Source organism: Budvicia aquatica DSM 5075 = ATCC 35567, assembly GCF_000427805.1.
Lineage (GTDB): Bacteria > Pseudomonadota > Gammaproteobacteria > Enterobacterales > Enterobacteriaceae > Budvicia > Budvicia aquatica.
In genome coordinates this window covers 23,526-44,796 of record NZ_KE386587.1, presented here as the reverse complement: position 1 = coordinate 44,796, position 21,271 = coordinate 23,526, and the positions used below count along the sequence as shown (strand labels likewise).

The 21,271-nt window shown below is 46.4% G+C and carries 15 protein-coding genes and 1 tRNA gene; 2 read left to right on the top strand and 14 right to left on the bottom strand.

What is annotated here, in order from left to right:
• Nucleotides 1-227 precede the first annotated feature (227 nt).
• The 14 genes from YWE_RS0123835 to aspA all read right to left on the bottom strand — a co-directional run bounded on the left by YWE_RS0123835 (nt 228) and on the right by aspA (nt 19,883).
• Complete coding sequence (locus tag YWE_RS0123835; RefSeq protein ID WP_029096160.1) at nt 228-425, bottom strand: hypothetical protein; 198 nt, start codon at nt 423-425, stop codon at nt 228-230.
• A gap of 24 nt (nt 426-449) precedes the next feature.
• On the bottom strand, nt 450-611 hold the full coding sequence (locus tag YWE_RS31150; RefSeq protein WP_154661460.1) for a hypothetical protein: 162 nt from the start codon (nt 609-611) through the stop codon (nt 450-452).
• Nucleotides 611-1,045, bottom strand: coding sequence for a DUF2787 family protein (locus tag YWE_RS28595; RefSeq protein WP_051323560.1), 435 nt, complete (start codon nt 1,043-1,045; stop codon nt 611-613). The genes YWE_RS31150 and YWE_RS28595 overlap by 1 nt, the downstream gene beginning before the upstream one ends.
• Nucleotides 1,042-1,488, bottom strand: a complete 447-nt coding sequence (gene radC, locus YWE_RS0123820; protein ID WP_029096692.1) for a RadC family protein — start codon at nt 1,486-1,488, stop codon at nt 1,042-1,044. Before radC ends, YWE_RS28595 begins: the two co-directional genes overlap by 4 nt.
• Nucleotides 1,489-2,320: 832 nt before the next feature.
• Nucleotides 2,321-3,409: a hypothetical protein gene (locus YWE_RS28590; protein ID WP_051323559.1), complete on the bottom strand. Its 1,089-nt coding sequence runs from the start codon at nt 3,407-3,409 to the stop codon at nt 2,321-2,323.
• Between the two features lie 66 nt (nt 3,410-3,475).
• Entirely contained in the window at nt 3,476-3,712 is a 237-nt protein-coding gene (locus YWE_RS0123810) for a hypothetical protein (protein ID WP_029096691.1), read from the bottom strand.
• The gene (locus YWE_RS28585; protein ID WP_051323558.1) at nt 3,712-8,760 is read right to left on the bottom strand and encodes an RHS repeat-associated core domain-containing protein; all 5,049 of its coding nucleotides are present in this window, start codon (nt 8,758-8,760) and stop codon (nt 3,712-3,714) included. Before YWE_RS28585 ends, YWE_RS0123810 begins: the two co-directional genes overlap by 1 nt.
• A 936-nt stretch (nt 8,761-9,696) precedes the next feature.
• Nucleotides 9,697-12,330, bottom strand: a complete 2,634-nt coding sequence (locus YWE_RS28580) for a phage/plasmid primase, P4 family (protein ID WP_051323557.1) — start codon at nt 12,328-12,330, stop codon at nt 9,697-9,699.
• Between the two features lie 312 nt (nt 12,331-12,642).
• On the bottom strand, nt 12,643-14,289 hold the full coding sequence (locus tag YWE_RS0123795; protein ID WP_029096690.1) for a site-specific integrase: 1,647 nt from the start codon (nt 14,287-14,289) through the stop codon (nt 12,643-12,645).
• Between the two features lie 128 nt (nt 14,290-14,417).
• Nucleotides 14,418-14,493: transfer RNA gene (locus YWE_RS0123790), tRNA-Phe, on the bottom strand.
• Nucleotides 14,494-14,630: 137 nt separating this feature from the next.
• Nucleotides 14,631-16,406, bottom strand: a complete 1,776-nt coding sequence (locus YWE_RS0123785; protein WP_029096689.1) for a protein-disulfide reductase DsbD — start codon at nt 16,404-16,406, stop codon at nt 14,631-14,633.
• A complete protein-coding gene (cutA, locus tag YWE_RS0123780) occupies nt 16,382-16,726 on the bottom strand; it encodes a divalent cation tolerance protein CutA (RefSeq protein WP_029096688.1) in 345 nt (114 codons plus the stop codon). Before cutA ends, YWE_RS0123785 begins: the two co-directional genes overlap by 25 nt.
• Before the next feature lie 274 nt (nt 16,727-17,000).
• Nucleotides 17,001-18,302, bottom strand: coding sequence for an anaerobic C4-dicarboxylate transporter (locus YWE_RS0123775; RefSeq protein WP_029096687.1), 1,302 nt, complete (start codon nt 18,300-18,302; stop codon nt 17,001-17,003).
• A 156-nt stretch (nt 18,303-18,458) separates the two neighbouring features.
• The gene (gene aspA, locus YWE_RS0123770; RefSeq protein WP_029096686.1) at nt 18,459-19,883 is read right to left on the bottom strand and encodes an aspartate ammonia-lyase; all 1,425 of its coding nucleotides are present in this window, start codon (nt 19,881-19,883) and stop codon (nt 18,459-18,461) included.
• Nucleotides 19,884-20,290: 407 nt separating this feature from the next.
• Here aspA and YWE_RS0123765 point away from each other — a divergent pair, with 407 nt between their 5' ends.
• Both YWE_RS0123765 and YWE_RS0123760 read left to right on the top strand, forming a co-directional pair.
• The gene (locus YWE_RS0123765; protein ID WP_029096685.1) at nt 20,291-20,755 is read left to right on the top strand and encodes an FxsA family protein; all 465 of its coding nucleotides are present in this window, start codon (nt 20,291-20,293) and stop codon (nt 20,753-20,755) included.
• A gap of 177 nt (nt 20,756-20,932) precedes the next feature.
• The gene (locus YWE_RS0123760) at nt 20,933-21,226 is read left to right on the top strand and encodes a co-chaperone GroES (protein WP_029096684.1); all 294 of its coding nucleotides are present in this window, start codon (nt 20,933-20,935) and stop codon (nt 21,224-21,226) included.
• Nucleotides 21,227-21,271 lie beyond the last annotated feature (45 nt).

Sequence of the window (21,271 nt, the reverse complement as noted above, 5' to 3'; positions counted from 1 at the left end):
TGGTCAATAGGGCTTGGTATACTGAACAGACTGGTCAAAAGGGTGAAACCGACTCTATTGACCGGTAAAAACCGCGTTATTCGAGCCGGTCAAATAACCAAGGTCTATTGAGTGGTACCAAGCGTTAATAACAATAAAGGCTACCCGTGGTGGATAGCCTTTGATGAGGTGGTGGTAAGTAAGTGGNAGGGTGTTATTTATACAATCGGGATGGTTGCAGGGGGATCTCACTGATTGAGCAATGCATCCGGTTCTTGCTTAGCCCCTGAATCTGCTGATGGAATATTACGGATAGCCATATCGTGACTTTCATTTAAGTCGCTTTTGTCTCCGTCATCGTTACCGTTAAGGTGGTTAAAGATAACGCCACCAGCGACAGCGATTAATGCCGTTGCAGCCATGATAAGTTTTAGAGTGATATTCATTGTCGGTATTTCCTGTGGTTTGGATTAATAAGTTTCATCTGATGCTGATGAAAAGTCAGAAGTGGACATGGACGTGGACATAAACATATTGAAGTGGGCCATCATCGCCTGAACCAATACGGCAGCGAAGGCTGATAGGGCGGCTTTAAAGGCTTCCCAGAGTAGAGCGATAAGTTGGGGTGACATTACTCCTGTTCCTCCAGCGTGACCTGACATTGATAGATGCCCAAGTCGTGATAACGGCTGAAGTTACGCTGCCAGAGACAGAACAGCGCGGCATATTGGCTGATGGGCTCAGGCGGCAAATGGGCTTGATAGCCGGTTCCGGTACTGAAGTCGAAGTCAATGGCCCGGTCTAGCTCTTGATAACCCGGTGGCCCGTAATAAGAGAACTCGGTGACATAACAGATGGTCCAGCCGTCGGTCTTATCCCGTTGCTTCTCCAGCCGGATTTCAACCGGACGATATCCACCGGACTCAGCCGAATAGTCTGGACTGCGGTAGTTCAGGGTGATGCTGAAAGCGTTTGGATGCTGTCTTATGCGTCCTGACAAGATCTTAATCAGGGGGATAAAGATAGGCAGGTCACAAGTCAGGGTTAATGGGTTCGGTTTGGTCATAGCAGCCACCCCCGTTGGGCAAATGACACCGTGTTCCCACCACCGACGACAACATGGTCAAGCACGGTGACATCCACTAATGCCAGCGCCTGTTGTAACCGGGTGGTGATGTTCTTATCGGCAGCGGAGGGTTCAGCCAGTCCTGAGGGATGATTGTGAGCGAGAATAGTGGCGGCAGCATTGTGTTTAAGCGCCAGCTTGACCACTTCGCGTGGGTAAATACTGGTTTCGTTAATGGTGCCGGTAAAGACTTCGAGGTACTGAATAACCTGATGCTGGTTATTGAGCAGGATAATGGCAAAAACCTCTTGTTCTCTCTGGCCTAGCTTCAGGGCAAGGAAACTTGCGGTATCGTCAGTGTGGGTTAATGCCGGAGAGTGATACAGCCGCTGGCTGAGTATCTCCCGGGCTTTGTTGATGGTGTTGTCGTCTTCGGTAGGCATAACGTGGTTCTCCGTGTTATCAGGATGTGTGTTTCACTTTTCTTATACCGATATCGACGGGGATTATTGACGAGGGAGGGGCCTGAGCGTGGGCCAGAGCCAGAGCCTGTGGTTAGGTACTAGGTATTACGGGGACAGGTAAAGCTTGGTGCTTATCTTCACTCAGGCTGTGGACCTATGGTCAGTACTCTCAGGTTTCTGCCTGTCTGCCAGTTTGGATGCCAAATCTGCCAAAACTCATTCGGTGCTGTTTTCTAAAAAAGCCTTGCAGGGCACGGTTAAAAAGGAAAATCACTCTCAAGGCTGCCACTTTAGATACCTTTTTTAGAAAACTTCCTACGGAAATATTCATAGTAAAAGTTTTACTTATATCGCTTCAAACTGGCAGATTCAGAGCCCAGATTGTCAATCAGGGTTGATGTCACTGCATTATTTGTAAAACAGCGAATAATCCTAAGTGGCATGTTCTGGCAGAATTGGCATTCGGTGGTTGCTTGAGGCGAAATGCAACTGAGTCCTAAGTGCGGTAAAACACATATAATGTAAAAGTGTGTCCTATGCCCAGATTTGAATGCTCGCAAATTCCCTGAAAGCTTTCAAGATGCAAAGTGATATCAGGTAACGTACGGACTTCATTATTAGTCGTTGCTCAATTTGACAGCCAGCTAAGGGCGAGAAGCGGACCATCGACTGTTACTTACAACAAATTATTTAGAATGGTTCCTCTAGCAAGCTATAAGGCCTTCCGATTAATCAATACAAAGGCAATATATTTATAAATACCAACCAGAGGAACTATTACTATCGAACAATTCAAATAAGAATATACATCTTATGATAGATACTTTTTAACTAAATCTAATGTCTCAAGGCTGTCAGAAAAAATATCCATTGGGAATGAGATTGTTGCTGAAATTTTATGACCATCTGTACTGAGTTCTTCCTGATTCAGAATTAGCGCACCTAGTTCTGCAAGTCCTTTGTCTTGAGTCATAAATGCAATGTTAAAATTAGACTTTTCCGTTTCATGTTTTCTTATCAGATTGATTAACCATTCAATAACGCCCAGATCACAGGCGGTATTATAAGCATTTTCTAGAGTATATTCCTGAGAATCTTTAATTACTTTCTGGGCTGAACTTTTTTTACCAGCCATATTAATTCTCAAGAAAACCAAAATTACAGCAATATCACAACGTGTTAGCGTACACTCATCTGCCAGTTTAAAAATCTCATGCACAATAATGCTTCTGGTTTTACTTGTGAACTGACGATTTATAAGTGGGGCTGCTTTAAACAGGAAGTTCATTCTTTGTTCAAGACTATTTCTTATGGAGTTGGCAATTTTATGATAATATTTATTGCCTTCTGGATATTCTGCAATTTTTATGTTTGGCAAAGCGAGTTTTATAATTTCTCTTGCATGCTTCAGTTGACTATCCATACTATCAGTAGAGGGGATTTGCTTTTCATTAGCTTCTAAGACCCAAGAAGTTAAATCTATTGTTAAATCATTCTCACTTAAGAAAATACTATCAAAATAATCGAGTTCTACAGGGCCTTTTTTTTCATTTAAAAAATACCTATGCTTTAATTTCGATATAACATTCCTGTCAACTAGGAGTAAAGTATTCCTCTTCATGTAACTACATGGAATCCAACCGTTTTTAACTAAAAGGAATGCCTCGTGGGTAGTGTCATTCTTTATGCTTAATTCTAATGAAAATAGTTCTTTGAAGTTTTTAGATCTTATGTTGAATAGTCTGATTTTTACGTTTTCACTTTTTTCCATCTGGCAAAGATCATGGTAATTATTAGGCATAATGTCATATGAAGTAATAATAAGGTCGCCATGTTCTGTATTTCTTATCAGAAGATTGCCATCAGCGTCTCTTTCGACAGTCATTTCTTTATTTTCCATTTTTAGAAGCCTCTAAGGGTAAAATCACTAACTTCTGCATATTATCGTTGGTCCAAACACCTGCCTTTAATCCTTATAAGGTACGATGCGAGCCCCTCGTTTTTTTAAAAACGCCAATACAGCCAAACGCAACTGTTCATCTTCCCAAAAAAAATCAAAATCCTGCCCATTGAAACAGGCTGATATGGAGAGATTACCAGAGAGTGTCTCCTCTAGGTAGTAATCATCAATATTTTTCCCCTCATGAGTAAGGTTTTCTATGATTTCTTCATCTGTAAAAGTTTTTACTGTTGCTCTACTCATCAATATTCACTCCTTTTCGGATGTCTTGGTTTTTCTCTTCTTGGTGGTAAGGGGGTTTTATTTGGGCCAGGATAAATAGTTGTTGTTTCTCCTGGTTCTTTTCCCCAAATAATTGAATGCGGCTGTGCTTTGTGATTTGGTTTAAGATCTAACTGCCTATCATAATATTTATTTATTGTTTCCATATCACCAGGTGAAGGCCATTTCTGATAAATGTCCTCTGTCGGGTGCGTATGAGCAACCGGTCTGCTCCTTTTAGGGACCCCTACTTTTCTTGTACCTCCCGAATAAATAACATACTTCATTTGACCGTCAATCTCTTGCCGAACTAGCAGGATTTCCTTTGCCATACCTGACTCATTATTAGTACTAAGCTTATATAAATCGGCATACGACACTGACTGGTCTGTAATCACTACTCCTGTATCACCCGGTAATTTCCCTGTAGCCAGTATATCTTCCATCGAAGAGGATGTTTTAGGTAAGGATGGCGAACTAGAATTGACTGTTGCATTCCCAAATCCAGTGCCATCTTGTCTAAATAACCCCAGCGGATCTACCCAAGAAACTGGATTTCCATCTACATACTGATACCCATTCAACCCACCACCCAGCTTAATCGGGTCCTGCGTCAAATACCGTCCCAATGCTGGATCATAATACCGGTTGAAGTTGTAATGAAGCCCCGTCTCTTCATCCCAGTACTGTCCCTGAAACCGTAAATTAGTCTCAACCCTGATGCCAAACTCTTCCTGTCGATGTTGGGTTTCTTCCTGTAGTTTTCCATAAGCATTATAACTACAGCTATACACCAGATTACCCAGACTGTCAGTCAGGCTATGCGGTGTACCCAGATGGTCATTCTGATACCAGTAGGTTTCAATCTTCTGGTTTTTCTTGGCATTGCCTTCCACCAGAGCAAGAGGGCGGAAGTTGTCGGGCTCATACAGGTAGCTACGCCAGACGGTGTCTTTATCGGAGCACTCAGCGATGAGCTTGTTACCCTGCCAGATAAACTCAATTTTCTTACCGTCAACGGTTTTACTGGTCCGGCGGTTAAATGTGTCATAGGTATAGGTGGATACTCGACCATTGGGTGAAACATGTTTAATCAACCGGTGGCGGCAGTCGTATTCATAGGTCGTGAGAAGTTTATAGGCGGTGCCTCGGCGCTCAGCAATCAGATTACCAAACCGGTCATACTCAAAGTGGCGGTCACCAAAGAAGGCCAGTCGGTTGCCGGTGGCACTGTTATCGTCGGAGATGCGGTTACCGGCTACGTCGTACTTAAAGGTCTCAACGTGGTGGGCATGGTGATGGTCTTTGTTGGCCTCAGGATAGCCTGCTGATGTCAGTTGACCGACTTCATCATAGCGATAGTCTCTGGCGTTATTGCCGACGATTTTCGCCAGTTCACCATCTGACTGATATTGGTAATCCTGTTGCCACAGGGTCTGTGGGTTGTCATCAAACCCCATGCCTTCACGCAGGTAATGGCGGGATAGTCGGCCCATTTCATCGTACTGAAAACGATTAATCAGACCGTTGCCCTGACGGCGTTCGCGCTCACGGCCGCTGTTATCATAACTAAAGGCCGCTATCGGATTGTCATCCAGCGTTATGCCCCGGAGTTGGCCGTCAATATGGTGGTAACCTATCTTCTGACCATCCGGCAGCTTAGTACCGGTAAGTAAGCCAGTCTGTTTGCTGTAATAATGCCTCAGCGTGGCCCAGTTCTGATGCTCAGCGGTTAACTGGTCTGCCCGGTTGTATTCCCATGCCAGTACCTCTTTACCCGCCTGAATCATCGACAGGCGGCCGTGGTTATCGTACTGATACTTTTCTTCGCTACCGTCCGGCAGAATACGGCTCATCAGGCGCCCCACGGTGTCACGGATATAGCGGGTAATCAGCGGTTTCTCATCGTGCTGGTTACCAAATTCTTTTTTCTCAAGCAGCTTACCGTTCAGGTCATAGGCGTAAGTGGTTTTAACATTATCAAAGCCGATTTCTTCGTTTATCAGGCCGGTAGGGGTGTAACCGATACGGTAGACTTCACCTTTCTGGTTCTCGATTTCACTCACCTGAAGGTGAAGGTTATCGTAACGGTATTGCAGGCTCTGACCATCAGGCAGGGTTTTCTTGGTCAGCAGGTGCAGGGGAGCATCATAGTCGTAAGTGGTGATACGACCGGCTTCATCCTTCAGTCGGGTCACTTTGCCGTAAGGATTGTACTGATATTCACGGGTACGGCTATCCGGGAAAGTGATAACGGATAATCGCCCCAACGGGTCATACTGGTAAGCGGTCGTGCGGTTAAGTTCATCACGCTGCTCAACAATGCGCAGCAGGTTATCGTAGGTATAGCGGCGTAGCCGACCGTCAGACAAATTCTCTTCTAACAGCTCACCGTCATCACCCCATACCCAACGTTGACGTATACCATCAGGATAGGTTGCTTCTGTTTTCTGCCCGCGTTCGTTGTAGACATAACGGGTTGACTGACCCAGCGGATTGACCGATTGGGTCATGTCACCGACGGCGTTATGCACATACTGCCAGAGCTTATCGCCGTCACGAACGCTATCAACCAGTCCCCGCTGATAGCTGAAATAAACCACCCGCTCATCCGGATAAATAATGGTCTCCAGATTACCCTGTTGGTCGTAGTCATAGCGGGTGATATGACCTAAGGCATCAGATTCAGCAATCTTCTTACCGTCATCGTTGTACTGATAGTCAACCCGCGCCCCGTCCGGCGTGATTTTAGCCAGCAGCAGCGACTTCTCACCATGCTGATAAATCTCTTTGGTCCCATCCTGATTGATTAACGTGCCGAGACCGTTATCGATATCCCATTGGTAGCGAACGTCTAGCTGATTAAAGTTACCCCAATGACGGATACAGCGGACCTTTTCGCCCTCATCTTCCCACTCCCAATAGAATGTGGTACCACCAGCGAGTTCACGAGAAAGAATGACATTTTGATTATCGTAGGTGTAGCGCTCAGTCTCTTTAGCGGCATTCTCCGCGCTAATCAGTTGGCGTTCAGGGCTATAGCCATAGGTCATGCCCGGAGCAATAGCCTGCCAGTTAGCCTCTTTTGGGCTATAGCGAGCAAAGGCAACTTCTGTGATGTGGTCATCTTGCCAGCTCAGCAGCAGGGCGGGGCCATTGAGTGATTCCGGTGACAGACGCACCAGTTGTCCCTGAGCGTTATAGTGCAAGGTTAAGGTATTCTGATAGCGGTCTTTGATAGCGACGAGCCGGCCACGGTGCGCTTCACGGGTGAAGTAGTAGGTCAGTGGGCTTCCGGTTGAACGGGCAATATACTGACCATTATGGCCCAAATACAGCTCACCCCCGGCTACCGGATTATCCACAAACGGCATGACTTTCGTGGGCAGCGGCAAGGTAATAATCCGGCCTTCGTTATCCATCCAGTAGGCGAGGTCATTATCATCCTCAAAGCGCATATGGTGGTCGAGTGAATGTGACCAACCATCGCCTAATCCACAATCTCGGGATACTCGGGAGGTGCGATAAAGGCGGGAAAAAGTAAACGGCAACAATCCCGGTAAAACGATATCGTCTAACGCCAGCAACTCTTCACCGTTAATCATGGATATCGGGTCGCCGGTGGTGGGATGAGACCCTGCGGGGATCCCTGTTGGTTCATTATGCAATGATGCTGGGGGTTTTGGTTTTGCCGTTAATACCCTAAGGTCTGTGTAAGGGGCATAACCACGGCGAACCTCGATGATGGCTTTACCCTCTCTGAGATAAGAAAACGGACCGAACTTCAGAGCCACTTGCGTCTTATTGAGCGTCCGGGCGCTTTTCGCCATCACGGCCATCACCGCCACCGCACGGGTGGTTTTTATCAGGCTTTCAATACTGGTACGCACAAAAGGGACGCTCAGCTTGGCTAAGGTACTGGCCCCTTTCACTGCCGCACCCACTCCGGCGGTAAACACACCGCTGAGCGCTAATGCCAGAACCTCAAAAAAGACCTGACCGTCAATATTGGCGCGTTCTTTAGGCGGTAGCAGGCATCGCCAGGCAAGCAAGGCTTCTAAATAGAGATAGAGCATGGCATCATCTTGAACGTTGGTGCCCAGTTTTTTCAGCGTCTCTTTGGTTCGGGTTAAATCTTCCGGCGTAATGTCGATTTTTAACAGCTTATCAAAGGCGTTCTCTGGCCTTTTGGGCATGTCCATCTGCTCAGTCACCACATCCCGAATTTTGTTGGAGATGATAGCGCCGGGGGTTAACGACATAATGCCTGAGGCAATGTCATAAATGCTGGTGACAAAGTGCTCTGCGCCAGTTGCCACGCCTTCACCCATGGCTTTAGCTTCAAGGGCTGCTTGAGCCTCCGCAGGCAGGGCCAGATAACTGGTCCAGCTAGCCTGATTCTTTGGGGCAGCCCAAGTGTCATTCAGCCAGGTGAGTAATGTGGACATTACCGGTGCATAGCCTTGCAGCCAGGCTTCATACTCTTCTTTATTAACATCCGGGTTAATGATTAAGGTGTATTCACCGCTTTCGCTGACGTTCTGAAATTCTTCAGATTCACCCTTGGCATTAAACTTGCCGGAGAACACTTCTTTACCGGCCCCATCCAGAAGCTTAAAGGCGGTATCGGGAAACGGCACAAAGGCATCGTCACTGTTGATATCATCGCTAAAGCCGCCATAGCCGTAGCGGATTATCCGGGTCTTTGTCCGTTCGCACATGGCGACAACACCGGAGTTAGTCAATGCGCGAGGTTCGGGGGAGTTACCTGAGCCGGGAGGGCCATCCAGAGGCATATGTTTGACCGCCGCAGCCAGTAGATTGAGCGGGAAAAACATATTAGGTAGCGTATTACGGGCGGCTTGCATAAATTGTTTTGTCAGTGAGTCTTGGAAGCCGTCCAGACAGTGCGTAAAGCCTTCAATCACGTCTGTATATAACTGCTCTTTATCTGTTGCCGTAAACTGTTTGCGTGGCGCCTGATTGTTTACATTATTGGCCGTGTGGTACACGCTACCGAAGTTATCCATAACGGTTAAACCTTAGGAATTCATTATTATTGTTATTAAACCGACAGCAACCAGCCTGCTTTCGATAAAGGTAAGAAAATAAAGACGGAATTTTTAGTTATAACACCAGAATAAAGGGAAGACGTCTAGCTGGTATAAATGACAGTATCCCTGTTACATACTGATAGCATTGCGTTTTTATGGATGATGATTTATTGAAGATACCCAGCTAGATACAGTTAAAGCAGAAAGCAGAAGAGAAAATCCGCCAGTAACAACAGGATGGTTCTCAAGGTCTTTCATTTTGTGTTCTCTCGTCGGGTATAAGAGAGATAAAACCCGTTTCTGCTTGGGGGTGAGGCTGCCGCTCTTGTTCCTGTTCCTGTTCCCGCTGACGATTCCGACGCCTCTACCTATTAGATATTGCCCGCCTGCCAGTTTGGATGCCAAATCTGCCAAAACAAACTCAGTGCTGTTTTCAGAAAAAGCCTTGCAGGGCACGGTTAAAAAGGAAAATCTCACCTAAGGCTGCCACTTTAGACCCCTTTTTTAGAAAACTTCCTACGGAAATATTCATAGTAAAAGTTTTACTTATATCGCTTCAAACTGGCAGATTCAGAACCCAGATTGTCAATCAGGGTTGATGTCACTGCATTATTTGTAAAACAGGGTTTAATCCTAAGTGGCATGTTCTGGCAGAATTGGCTCAGGTGCTGGCATTGTGCGTGTAAGCCATCAGGAGAGGCGATGAAGGTAACCGTGCTCATGCTGCTAGTATCGGTCGTGGTCCTATTCTAGGTCATCCTTTACCCCTAATTGTGAATGCCTGCACCTGTGTCTGAGCCATATTGATTAACTAACTAACAGGTTGAGGTTTTGGTGAAGTACAGCAGGAGCCAAAGAAAAGGGGTAGGCCCGGCTGAGCTTACCCCTTTGGTCTGGCCTATTGGTTATAGGCTAGCGTTGGTTACGGTTGTAATAACTGATATTGTGGCTGAAGGTTCCCTCAGGGACCACTGAGAGCTCGCGGTCTATCAGGGTAATGCCTTTAAATCCATACTTGTTTTGATACCGCGTTTTCTCCAGTCCACGTTCCAGAAGTTTTTTCGTTAACGTTCTCTGGGTCATTGTCCACTCATTACCTTCATTAGCGTAGGCTTTGAAGGCAGGGTAGAGGTCGGCAGTCGCCGTGAAGCCGTTTCCATTAGTGTTAATCACACAGCATTCAGTCAGGAATTCACCCAGCAGGTCGCTTTCTGCACGGTATTCTGCGTTAGCATCCTGAATAAACTGAGGCAAGTTCGCCTTCAGGGGGCGCTGCTGCCACAGTTGTACGCCTCTGATGACCCAGTTGAGAATGCCCGGCAACTCTGCCTTGAGTTTGTCCGGCAGCGTCGGGTCAATCTGGTTAGCGGTGAACTGGGCAGCGAAGGGTATCATGCACATACGACGCCACATCCCGTGAGACATATCATGGATAACCGGTTTGTGGTTACCGATAATCACCAGCGAGAACTGAGCCATAAACTCGATTTCCTGCTTACCGTAAACTGGTCTGGCAACAAGCGTATCGCCTCCGGTCGCAGACTTAAGCATGACTTCATCGAAGCGCCCGTTCTCGGGGAGCTCATTGCTGACGACCAATCGTTTACCATTGAGCTTGGCAATCGATGCATTGGGGCCTCCACTACTACCATAACGGTTAGCCATTAACGCATCGCTGTTAAGCTGCGTGGAATAAGGCCCTGTCAGGTTCTGCATGACGTTAATAAAGGTCGATTTACCGTTACTGCCATGACCGTAGAAGAAAAACAGCAACTGCTCATCCACACGGCCAGTAATAAAGTACCCCGCCATGCGCTGGAGGAAATCAATCATCTCAGTATCACCCAACATGATATCGGCGATGAACTTTTCCCATGTTGGACAGACCGCCAGAGGGTCATACTGTACCGGCGAGTAGAGACTGATGTAATCCCGACGCCGGTTCTCCCGGCAGCACCCAGAGTTGAGGTCAATAACGCCATTATCGACAGCAAACAACATCGTATTGCTGTTGAATACGGTGGATGAGACTTCCTGCTTAGGTTTAGCCAATTCAATCATTGCTTTCAGTTTTGGCAGGGAATGAAGCTTGCCTGCATGGCTCATGACTTCCTTGGCTTGAAGCCTTAGCGTATCAGCCTTAGCTTTATCCTTCTCGTTATTGGCGTCCGCATAGAGTTCACCAGCAACGCCCAACTGAGCCTGTGCAACCTGTTTGGCATATTCCCATATTTGCATCCTTGCGGGAGTCCATTTCTGGTTGGTAAAGTGCATAAACTCGGCACTTTCTGCTAAGTAGCACAGGTTATCTCCATGCATTCGACAGAAGGCGTTAGCATTACCAATATCGTTGAACCCTTCGTCACCGCAGGCCCCTTTAGTTTTGGGCTCAATGACTTCCACTTGCGGGGTAAAGACCGCTTCAGCACCACTATCGACTACGGTCACCATGGTAGGAGTCTGCATCAGCGCCTCCAGAGAGCCACCGTGTTGTAAGTGGGCATCGATATCACTCCCACGCTCGGGAACAACGTAGTGAGTGGCGCAGGGCAGTTTATGGCGGTATTTGTCTCCGGCATCATCGTTGTCGAAGAAGGTGATAACGCGTCGGGTTTCCGCCAAGGTGGTGATTTCAGCGATTTGTTGATGACTGATTGAACCGTTGGTTGACAGTATCGACCCAAGGTAACTAGCTTCTTCTAGGCTGAGTAAATCGTTTTCACCCTCGACGATAGCAATATCTCCGAGGCGATTCAGACTATTCATATTGTAAAATAGCGCAGCATCGGGCAACCAGCACTTTTTGGGTTGTTGATAACACCAGCGCTTATTCGGGTCTTTGAAGGTAAATCGCCCAATGATAGGGATGGGCGATTGCTCAGGGTCTTGAGTCAGTATCTCGTGGGGGTAAACATAGATACCGGACGGGGCAAAGTCCCGAAGTTGGCCGTTTGCATCTAGGCGAAACATACCCGTGGACAACAGCACCTCTTGGGGATACTTATCCTTTAGCGCCTGATACAGCTTACCATCGGTATAACCGATAAGCTTAGCCCGTAACGTCTCTTCACGATGGCCTCGTTTTTCAGTTTGGTAGGTCATGGCGTCGGGGTTATCCAGTAAGCGCTGGTGGCAATGTTGAGCGATATACTGAAAGATAGACGCGATTAAGGGTATATCGCGGTTATCTTCAACGACATCGACCGGCTCTGATGGACTCGATTGGCGTTCTAGAGTGGCAGAGACTAGGTTGCCATCACCCAGCGCTCGCGCAGCTTCATGCACATCCATGTAGTCACCGAGTTTATGGGTAAGGTCGAGTACCGACAGCGACTCACAGCAGGAAAAACAATAGGCTCTGTTTGAATCAATATAGAACCGAAAGCAGTTGAGATGGCCGCAGAGTGGGCAAGTCTCGTCTTCAGGTTCTAAGACGTTATCCCCACAGGGTTGGGTATTAATGTCCGTCAGTTTGGTAAAAACGTCTGCTATGGAGTACGTTGCGTTAACTTCATCGAAGTTATATTTATAGATAGGGTTGTTCATATGAAATGAACTCCTGCCACGTAGTCATGGGAGTGGCGCCCCTAAGGCTCAGATATCCACGTAAATGTGGTTAGCACAACCTCTCTGGACCGAAGTCCTCTGTACATCAGGCCGTAGCCCTCTGTTGCTTTATTAGGACGACATAGAGAATGTCCTGAACATGTTATAGCAAATAAAATCGAACGAAGGAATAGGGTATATTGCACTGAAAAAAATAAGAAAAACCCCGAATTTGAAATAAGGTGTACACCATCAAACTTATTTCCAATCGGGGTATTTTTAGCCGTTTTAATTAAATGAGCAAACCTTGACTTAGATCACCTTTTTAAGGTTCAACCTCGGTATTAACTCAATGTCGTCCTTCATCATATCCGGCGGATAGCTGCCATAGTTTCTACCGACGCCGCTTTGTGTATGGCCGGTAATCGCATACTGGATATCTTCTCGGATACGCAGGCGACGGCACTGGGTGGCAAAGGTATGTCGAAAGCTGTGGGTTGGCTTGATGCCGTCTCGGGTGATACCACAGACCTCTTTAATATAGATGCTAAACCGGCGGGAAAAGAGATAAGACAGTTTCCCCCGGCTGCTGCGAGAAACGGGGAACAGCTGAGGGGTTGTGCATTGTGCAACAAACTCAAGGAAACCCAGCTCGATGATATGGCTATGAATAGGAACCATCCGGGCTGATTGTGCATTCTTTAACGACCGGCCTTCACCTGAGCGAATATGGATGCAGGGCAGTGGATCTAACACAATATCTTCACGTTGCAATTGGCATATTTCTTCCACGCGAGCGCCAATGTAGTAAAGAATAATCGGAACCCAGTAGAGCATGGCGTCATCCGTTGTCGTCGGCTTTGTCTGAAATGCGGGGCTACTGAATATCCGTTGGATTTCTTGTTCGGTGAAATCCCGGTTAGTCGCTGCTTTGGGTTCCATCCGTGTTTTCGGCGTAGTCCTGACCACATTCTCTTTGATAATGCAGTTCACTACCGCAGACTGGAAGATAGCGGATAACCCATTCAGAATATTTCTAACGCGGGCAGGGCTAATTTTCCGACCCGGAACCAATATTTGTTGTTCTAACGGTAACTGACGAGTGGCTTTGTCAGGGTGAAGCGGCATCTGCGCCATGATGTTTCTGAATTCAGCGATATGAATATTTTCATAGTCATCGATGGGTAAGTCGCCGTGTAACTCAATAAATCGATTAACCGATGTCGTATACTCAATGATACGGTTATCTGCCCGGTCAGGAGATTCTCGACGTAGCTGTTCTTGGTATTGCGTAAAGACAGCGGAAAAGCGGGGCTTGGTCGAGGTCGATGGCTCAGCGCTTGAGTCTTGAAGTTTCTTCTGTAGCTTGTCCAACCCTTTCTTTTTCTCCAGCGCTTTGGGACGGCGATAGTTCAGGTAGTTATTGGTGAGGTCATTCCTCCGTAAGGCCAGTCCCCACGCTAATTCATATCGCCAATTGTCCGTCAGAGGGCAATCTAGCGGCGTTAACTGTAAGGCTTCCTCAATTTCATGTTGCATTAGCATGAGGATTTTTGGCTGCTGATGACACTCCCTACGCTGGCCTTCTTCCAGTTGGTCTTGAAGATAACCGTTATCAACCGAATGGTCACGAGATTGGTCGATGGGCTCTACATAGGTGTAGCGGTCACGGATAAGGTCTTCTTGTGAGAGTATGGAAATAGTCCAGTTCTCAACAATGGCATCAATATCGTTCTGGGTGATGGCCTGTTCCGCAGTGAGTTGCCTTCGGGCGTCTTGGATAATACTCTCAATTTCAGCGATTTTGGCTGGAGCACAACGTTTTGCCACCGACAACACTTTGGTATCGAGGGTACGTTTGATTTCCCCACCGAGAATACTTTTAAGGTCAGCAGGAACAACTTTACGGAGTGTATAGACGCCGTGAGAATTCTTTTTTGGTTGTATCATAGTAGACATAATGTACCACCATTATGTACCACCTCGGTGTGATGCCGGTGGCACTTCATGAAAGATAACTACTGATAAACCAACAAGTTTTTGAGTTATAAAGCAAAAACCCCCGCCGAAGCGAGGGTTCTAAATGATGGTGCCCGGACTCGGAATCGAACCAAGGACACGGGGATTTTCAATCCCCTGCTCTACCGACTGAGCTATCCGGGCAACGGGGCGCATTAAACCGGATATCCGCGTTGTCGTCAATGGCTTTCTGGCATTCCTGCTTTAAATTGATGTCGATCGCCGATTTTTCGCACTAAATTGTTTTATTCGTCTAAATAATCAACATTCTGACGCCAATATTAACCCGCGGCTTCGCTGCGTTTTCTGACCCTTTCCAGATGATCTACAAACTCTTTTGCGTTCATAAAACCGGTCACTCGCAGGTCAGTCAGCTCTTTGCCGTTTTTATCAAAAAATATAATTGTCGGCAGGCCGAGAACGTTCAGGTGCTTGAGTAATGCAATATGTTGGTCGTTGTTGGCGGTCACGTCAGCCTGAAGCAAAACGGAGCCGGAAAGGGCCTCTTTTACCGTCTGATTACTGAAGGTGTATTTCTCAAACTCTTTACAGGTTACGCACCAATCGGCATACAGATCCAACATCACCGTTTTACCTTTTGCCTGTGTTAAGGCCCGGCTAAGGTCATCATTGCTGCTGATAGCGCCGAATGCGGTATGCTCAACCGATTGAAAATGTGCAGCCGGGGTGCCAAATACCCAATCTTGCAATGGGCGGCTAACAATCAATGCGGCCGCTAACAAGATTAGTTGCAGCCAGCGAACCCATCCCTGTGAGCCCCTCAAACTGACGATAAACGCCCATCCGAAGAAAGCCAGGCCCAAGGCAGACCACATGCGCAGTTCCCACAGCTCGCCATACAGGCGGCCTAACAGAATCACCGGCAGGGCCAGAATAATAAAGCCGAAGCCTTCTTTAACAAACTGCATCCACGGGCCACTGCGCGGGAGTATTTTATTACCAAACAGCGTGACTAAAATCAGTGGAATACCCATACCTAAGGCATACAGATACAGCGTGCCGCCACCGGCCAGCAGATTACCGCTTTGTGCGATATACAGCAAAATGGCGGTTAACGGCGCAGTGGTGCAAGGTGAACTGATGAGTCCCGCCAGAGCACCCATCACAAACACACCGGTCGGTGAACCGCCTTGCTGGTTATTACTCCACTGTGTCAGCCGGGTTTGCATGGAGGAGGGGAGCTGTAAGGTATACACGCCGAACATCGACAGGGCTAAAAGAATAAACAGTACCGATAGGCCGATAAGAACGACCGGATGCTGGAAGTAAGCCTGAAACTGCATACCGGCCGCCGCCACGACCATACCTAATGCGGTATAGGTCACTGCCATTCCCTGAACGTACATAAAGGCTAAGAAGAAGGTCCGTTTAAGGGTGTAAGTTTGCTTACCGCCCAGAATAATACCGGAAATCAACGGATACATCGGCAGAACGCAAGGAGTAACGGCGGCCAGAATACCAATGGCTAATGCCCATAACGGCGAGAACGGTAACGATGTTGGCTCTTGCTGCGGGCTTTCACTCTTGGTCGTACTTTGCTCGGCAACATGGTTTACCGGTGCTTCTGGCGTTTGTGCGGTCTGAGTACTTATCGCACTGAGCGGAATCTTACGGGTTTCCGGCGGATAGCAGAACCCGGCTTCGGCACAGCCCTGATAGGTGACAATCACCATTGCATCATCGTTGACTTGCTTAAGCGTCAGAGGAATTGACAGTGCCTGAGTATAAATAAAGGTATCGCCGTAGAATTCATCATGGTGTTTTGTACCTGCCGGCAGCGTGAAATCTGCCAGTTCAGCATGCTCGGCGACGATTTTCATTTGATGCTGATACAGATAGTAACCGGGTGCTATTTCCCACTTCAAGGTAAGCAGATGGTTGTTCTGGCTAAAATCAAAGACAAAGGCCCGATCGACGCTGGTAAATTTCCCGGTCGAAGGCGCTGAGTTGCCAAATAGCGATGCCTGTGCGCCAAAAGAGGCGAAAAACAGGGAAAGCCAGAGACAGACAATTAGCTTAGAGATGTGTCGAGCCATGATAAGTATTCTTTATTGCCGCCGCTTATGGGTAAAGCCAGCAGTTCCGGTAATTCATAAGGATGATGCTGTTTTAGCATCGAGAGTAGTTCGTCCTGACGTTGTCTGTTGGTTTTAAACAACATCTGGACTTCGTATTCTTGCGCCAGCTTGCCCTGCCAATAATAGAGCGAGGTCGCGCCGGGAAGTAAAGTGACACAAGCCGCCAGCTTTTCACCCAAAACTAGCGTCGCCAGCTCTTGAGCGCTGGCCTCATCCGGTGCCGTACAGAGAACAATAACTGCATTGGAACTGTGACCGTCGGGATTTACTGGTGTCATAATGCTTACCTCGTTGTGGAGCAAACATACAGAATTCAGAAAAACACTATACTGGTTGGCCGAACGTTTGTCAGTAAGGGTGAAAACAACGGGGAAGAAGTCGATTAAAGAGAGGTTCACCAATACCAAAAAGGATGACCGAAAAATCAAATTAAGAGAGAGGTTGCACTGTGAATTATCGCGAACGGGGCATCATGGATTGAGCTAGAAAAAATGTTAAAACGTTTATACAGTGTCTGGCCCAAGGGACAATCCTTGGGCCAGACAACAGCGACTAGATAACGATATTACCAACAATAAATCCGAACAGAACCGACAGGGCAATCGCCACTACGCCAGGAATTAAGAACGGATGGTTGAAAACATATTTACCAATACGGGTAGAGCCGGTGTCATCCATCTGAACCGCAGCAATCAGCGTTGGGTAAGTAGGAAGAACGAACAGTGCTGAAACCGCAGCAAATGAAGCCACGATGCCGACCGGGCTTACGCCGATAGCCAGTGCCGCTGGTAACAGTGCTTTAGCCGTCGCTGCTTGTGAATACAGCAGCGTCGCAGCAAAGAACAGGATAATGGCTAATAACCAAGAGTGTTCTTGTAGCAGGCTACCTGACACTTCTTTGATTTCATTGATGTGAGCTTGAACAAACGTATCGCCCAACCATGCAACGCCCAGTACGCAAATACAGGCACTCATACCCGATTTAAACGTACCTGCATTCAGGATGTCGCCAGTGTTGATTTTGCACAGTACACAAATCATGGTAGCGATGGTCAGCATAAACACAACGATAGCGTCATCACGGCCAAGGATTGGGTTTGCAATCAAGCCAACAGATTTACTGATAGCCGTTGCGTAAAGCATAACCGCCACGATACCGATCAGGAACAGTAGCACCGATAACTTAGCGCCCGGCTTAATAACAATTTTCTCAGCGACAGCGCTACTGACTAGGCCTTTAGCTAAGCGGTCTTTATATACCGGATCGTCTTTTAACTCACAGCCCAAGAAGTTGGAGATAATCGATGTCAGCATAACGGCAACGAAGGTTGTCGGAATACAGATGGCTAACAGCATCAGATAGCTCACGCCAACCGGCTCTAACAGACCGGCTGTAAATACGACCGCGGCAGAGATTGGTGAGGCTGTAATTGCGATTTGAGAAGCAACAACCGCAATTGATAGCGGACGTGAAGGACGAATGCCTTGACCCTTAGCAACTTCAGCAATAACCGGCATGGTAGAGAATGCGGTATGACCGGTTCCTGCAAAGATAGTCATGAAGTAGGTCACGACCGGTGCAAGGAAAGTGATGTATTTAGGATTTTTACGTAGAAGTTTTTCTGCCAGACTAACCAGATAATCCATACCACCAGCGACCTGCATCGCTGCGATGGCTGCAATAACCGACATGATGATTTGCAGAACATCGAATGGAATTTTACCCGGGTTGATTTGGCAAACTAATGTGAGTACCAGTACGCCAAATCCACCGGCAAAGCCGATGGCGATACCACCTAGCCTCGCGCCGAGGTAAATGGCCAGCAGGACAATAACAAATTGTACAGCTAACATAGATAGTTTCCTTGATTTTTATCGTGTTATAAAAATAACCCATAACACAAATGAGTTAGTAACAAGTACCGTAGGTATTAAAAAGGCATGTAACTTTTTATAGATAACATGCCTTCGTTTATTGAATTAGCTATTTGTCAGCTAAGTTACTTGTTATCAGTCTTCGTAACGTTTTGCTTTATATTCTGGATGCATCAAGTTTTGGATGGAGAAGATATCATCCAGCTCTGCTTCAGTCAGAAGGCCGCGCTCAAGGACGACTTCGCGTACGGTTTTACCGGTTTCTGCACAAATCTTACCAACGATGTCACCGTTATGGTGGCCAATGAATGGGTTCAGATAGGTGACGATACCGATTGAGCCAAATACGTAAGCTTCGCAAACTTCTTTATTTGCAGTGATGCCATCAACACATTTCTCAACCAGGTTGCGACATGCATTTGACAGAATGTGGATTGACTCGAACATTGCTTCACCAATAACTGGCTCCATAACGTTCAATTGTAACTGACCTGCTTCTGCAGCCATGGTGACGCAGATATCGTTACCAATAACTTTAAAGCAGACTTGGTTAACAACTTCTGGGATTACCGGGTTTACTTTAGCTGGCATGATAGAAGAACCAGCCTGTAACTCAGGTAAGTTAATTTCGTTTAGACCAGCACGCGGGCCTGAAGAAAGTAAACGAAGGTCATTACAGATTTTAGACATTTTAACGGCAAGACGTTTTAATGCGCCGTGAACCATCACGTAAGCACCACAGTCAGAAGTTGCTTCGATTAAGTCTTCAGCCAGAACGCATGGGAAGCCAGATACTTCAGCCAGCTTCTGTACTACCAGCGGTGAGTACTCTTTTGGTGTATTCAGACCAGTACCGATAGCCGTTGCGCCCAGGTTTACTTCAAGCAGTAACTCTGCTGTACGCATGATGCTCTTAACTTCTTCTTTCAGCAGGATGCTGTAAGCATGGAACTCTTGACCTAAAGTCATTGGAACCGCGTCTTGTAACTGAGTACGGCCCATTTTTAATACGTCTTTAAACTCAACGGATTTACGGTCGAAACCAGCACGCAGTACTTCAATTGAATCAACCAGTTTTAGCAGTGACGCATAAACCGCAATACGGAAACCACTTGGGTAAGCATCGTTGGTTGATTGGCATTTATTAACGTGGTCGTTTGGATTCAGATACTGATACTCACCTTTTTGGTGACCCATCAGCTCCAGACCGATGTTAGCGATAACTTCATTGGTATTCATATTCACAGAAGTACCGGCACCACCCTGATAAACGTCTACAGGGAACTGGTCCATGCATTTGCCGTTTTTCAGAACTTCATCACAAGCCTGAATGATGGTATCTGCAATAGTACGAGGAATCGTTTTTAATTCCTTGTTGGCCATTGCTGCGGCTTTCTTAACCATAACCATGCCGCGAACAAACTCTGGGATATCACTGATTTTGCTGTTGCTGATATAAAAGTTTTCAATGGCGCGTAAAGTATGCACACCATAGTAAGCTTCAGCTGGCACTTCACGTGTTCCTAATAAGTCTTCTTCGATACGGATGTTATTTGACATGTAAACCTTCTTTTTTATACCAAGATGAATAAATATGAAAAACTGTGTTGCTAACAATTAAATTATTATAGAAGCGTGTGAACTTCGCTTGGTGTCACGATCATAAGCTGCTTTACTTTAAAAGTATGAACCTAGATCAGATATTTGACATCATAAGCGAAAATCTTGATGTATGTGTGACCTATATCACACTTAATGGTTAGTTGCTGATTTTATCGTCAGAGTTGAAATTTTAGGTTGTCGCCACTATCTAATGTCTAGATAGGTAGTTTATTAGTCTGGTTAATGACCTGATAACAGTAGGTCTATTGTTTGTCAAAATGATGTTAATTGTAAATTTTTGTTGATGCTATTTTAGTATAGTCACTCTTTAAAGATTGCCCACTTTTGTTAGTTAAGGAGACTGCGTGCGCTGGTTGCCAATCATAATTCTATTTTTACTGGCTTATATAGAGATCACCCTATTTATTAAGGTTGCCTCTGTAATAGGCGTTGCATTAACTCTAATTCTGGTGGTTGTAACATCATGTTTAGGTGTCTCTCTGGTCCGAAATCAAGGGCTGAAGACCTTTATGCAGATGCAGGCAAAGCTGGTAGCAGGAGAGAATCCGGCTGCAGAAATGATAAAGAGTGTGTCTTTGCTACTCGCCGGCTTCTTACTATTGATTCCGGGGTTCTTTACTGATTTTCTCGGATTATTGCTGCTACTTCCGCCGATTCAGAAATTGCTGACGCTGAGAATGATGCCATATATCAGAACGTTTACGCCGACATCGATGTCTTCTTATCAGTCGAGCGCAGATAGCTATACCGTTGAGGGGGAGTTTCAGCGTAAAGATGAAGATCCAAATAAACGCATTGACGACAAGTGATAGATAAGCCGCTTCCGTCAGTGCTTTCATTGATACAAACAGATGAATAAAAATTTTTTTTCATCTTTACCCTTGAAGGGGGAAGTTACGCCCCCATTATGAATACCACGAGGCTGGTAATTATATACCCGCTCAACCCTGAAACCTGATAAGGACTTTCTCAAAGGAGAGCTATCAATGAAAATTCGTCCATTACACGATCGCGTAATTATTAAGCGCAAAGAAGTTGAAACTAAATCAGCTGGCGGCATCGTTCTGACCGGTTCTGCTGCGGCAAAATCAACCCGCGGCGAAGTGTTAGCAGTAGGTAACGGCCGTATTCTAGAGAGCGGTGAAGTTAAAGGGTTAGACGTTAAAGTTGGCGATATCGTTATTTTTAACGATGGTTACGGCGTCAAAGTAGAGAAGATCGATAACGATGAAGTATTGATCATGTCTGAAAGTGACATTCTGGCTATTGTTGAAGCGTAATTTAGAACGCTCTTTGTTAAATCGAATTAAAAAGTAAAGGGAAAC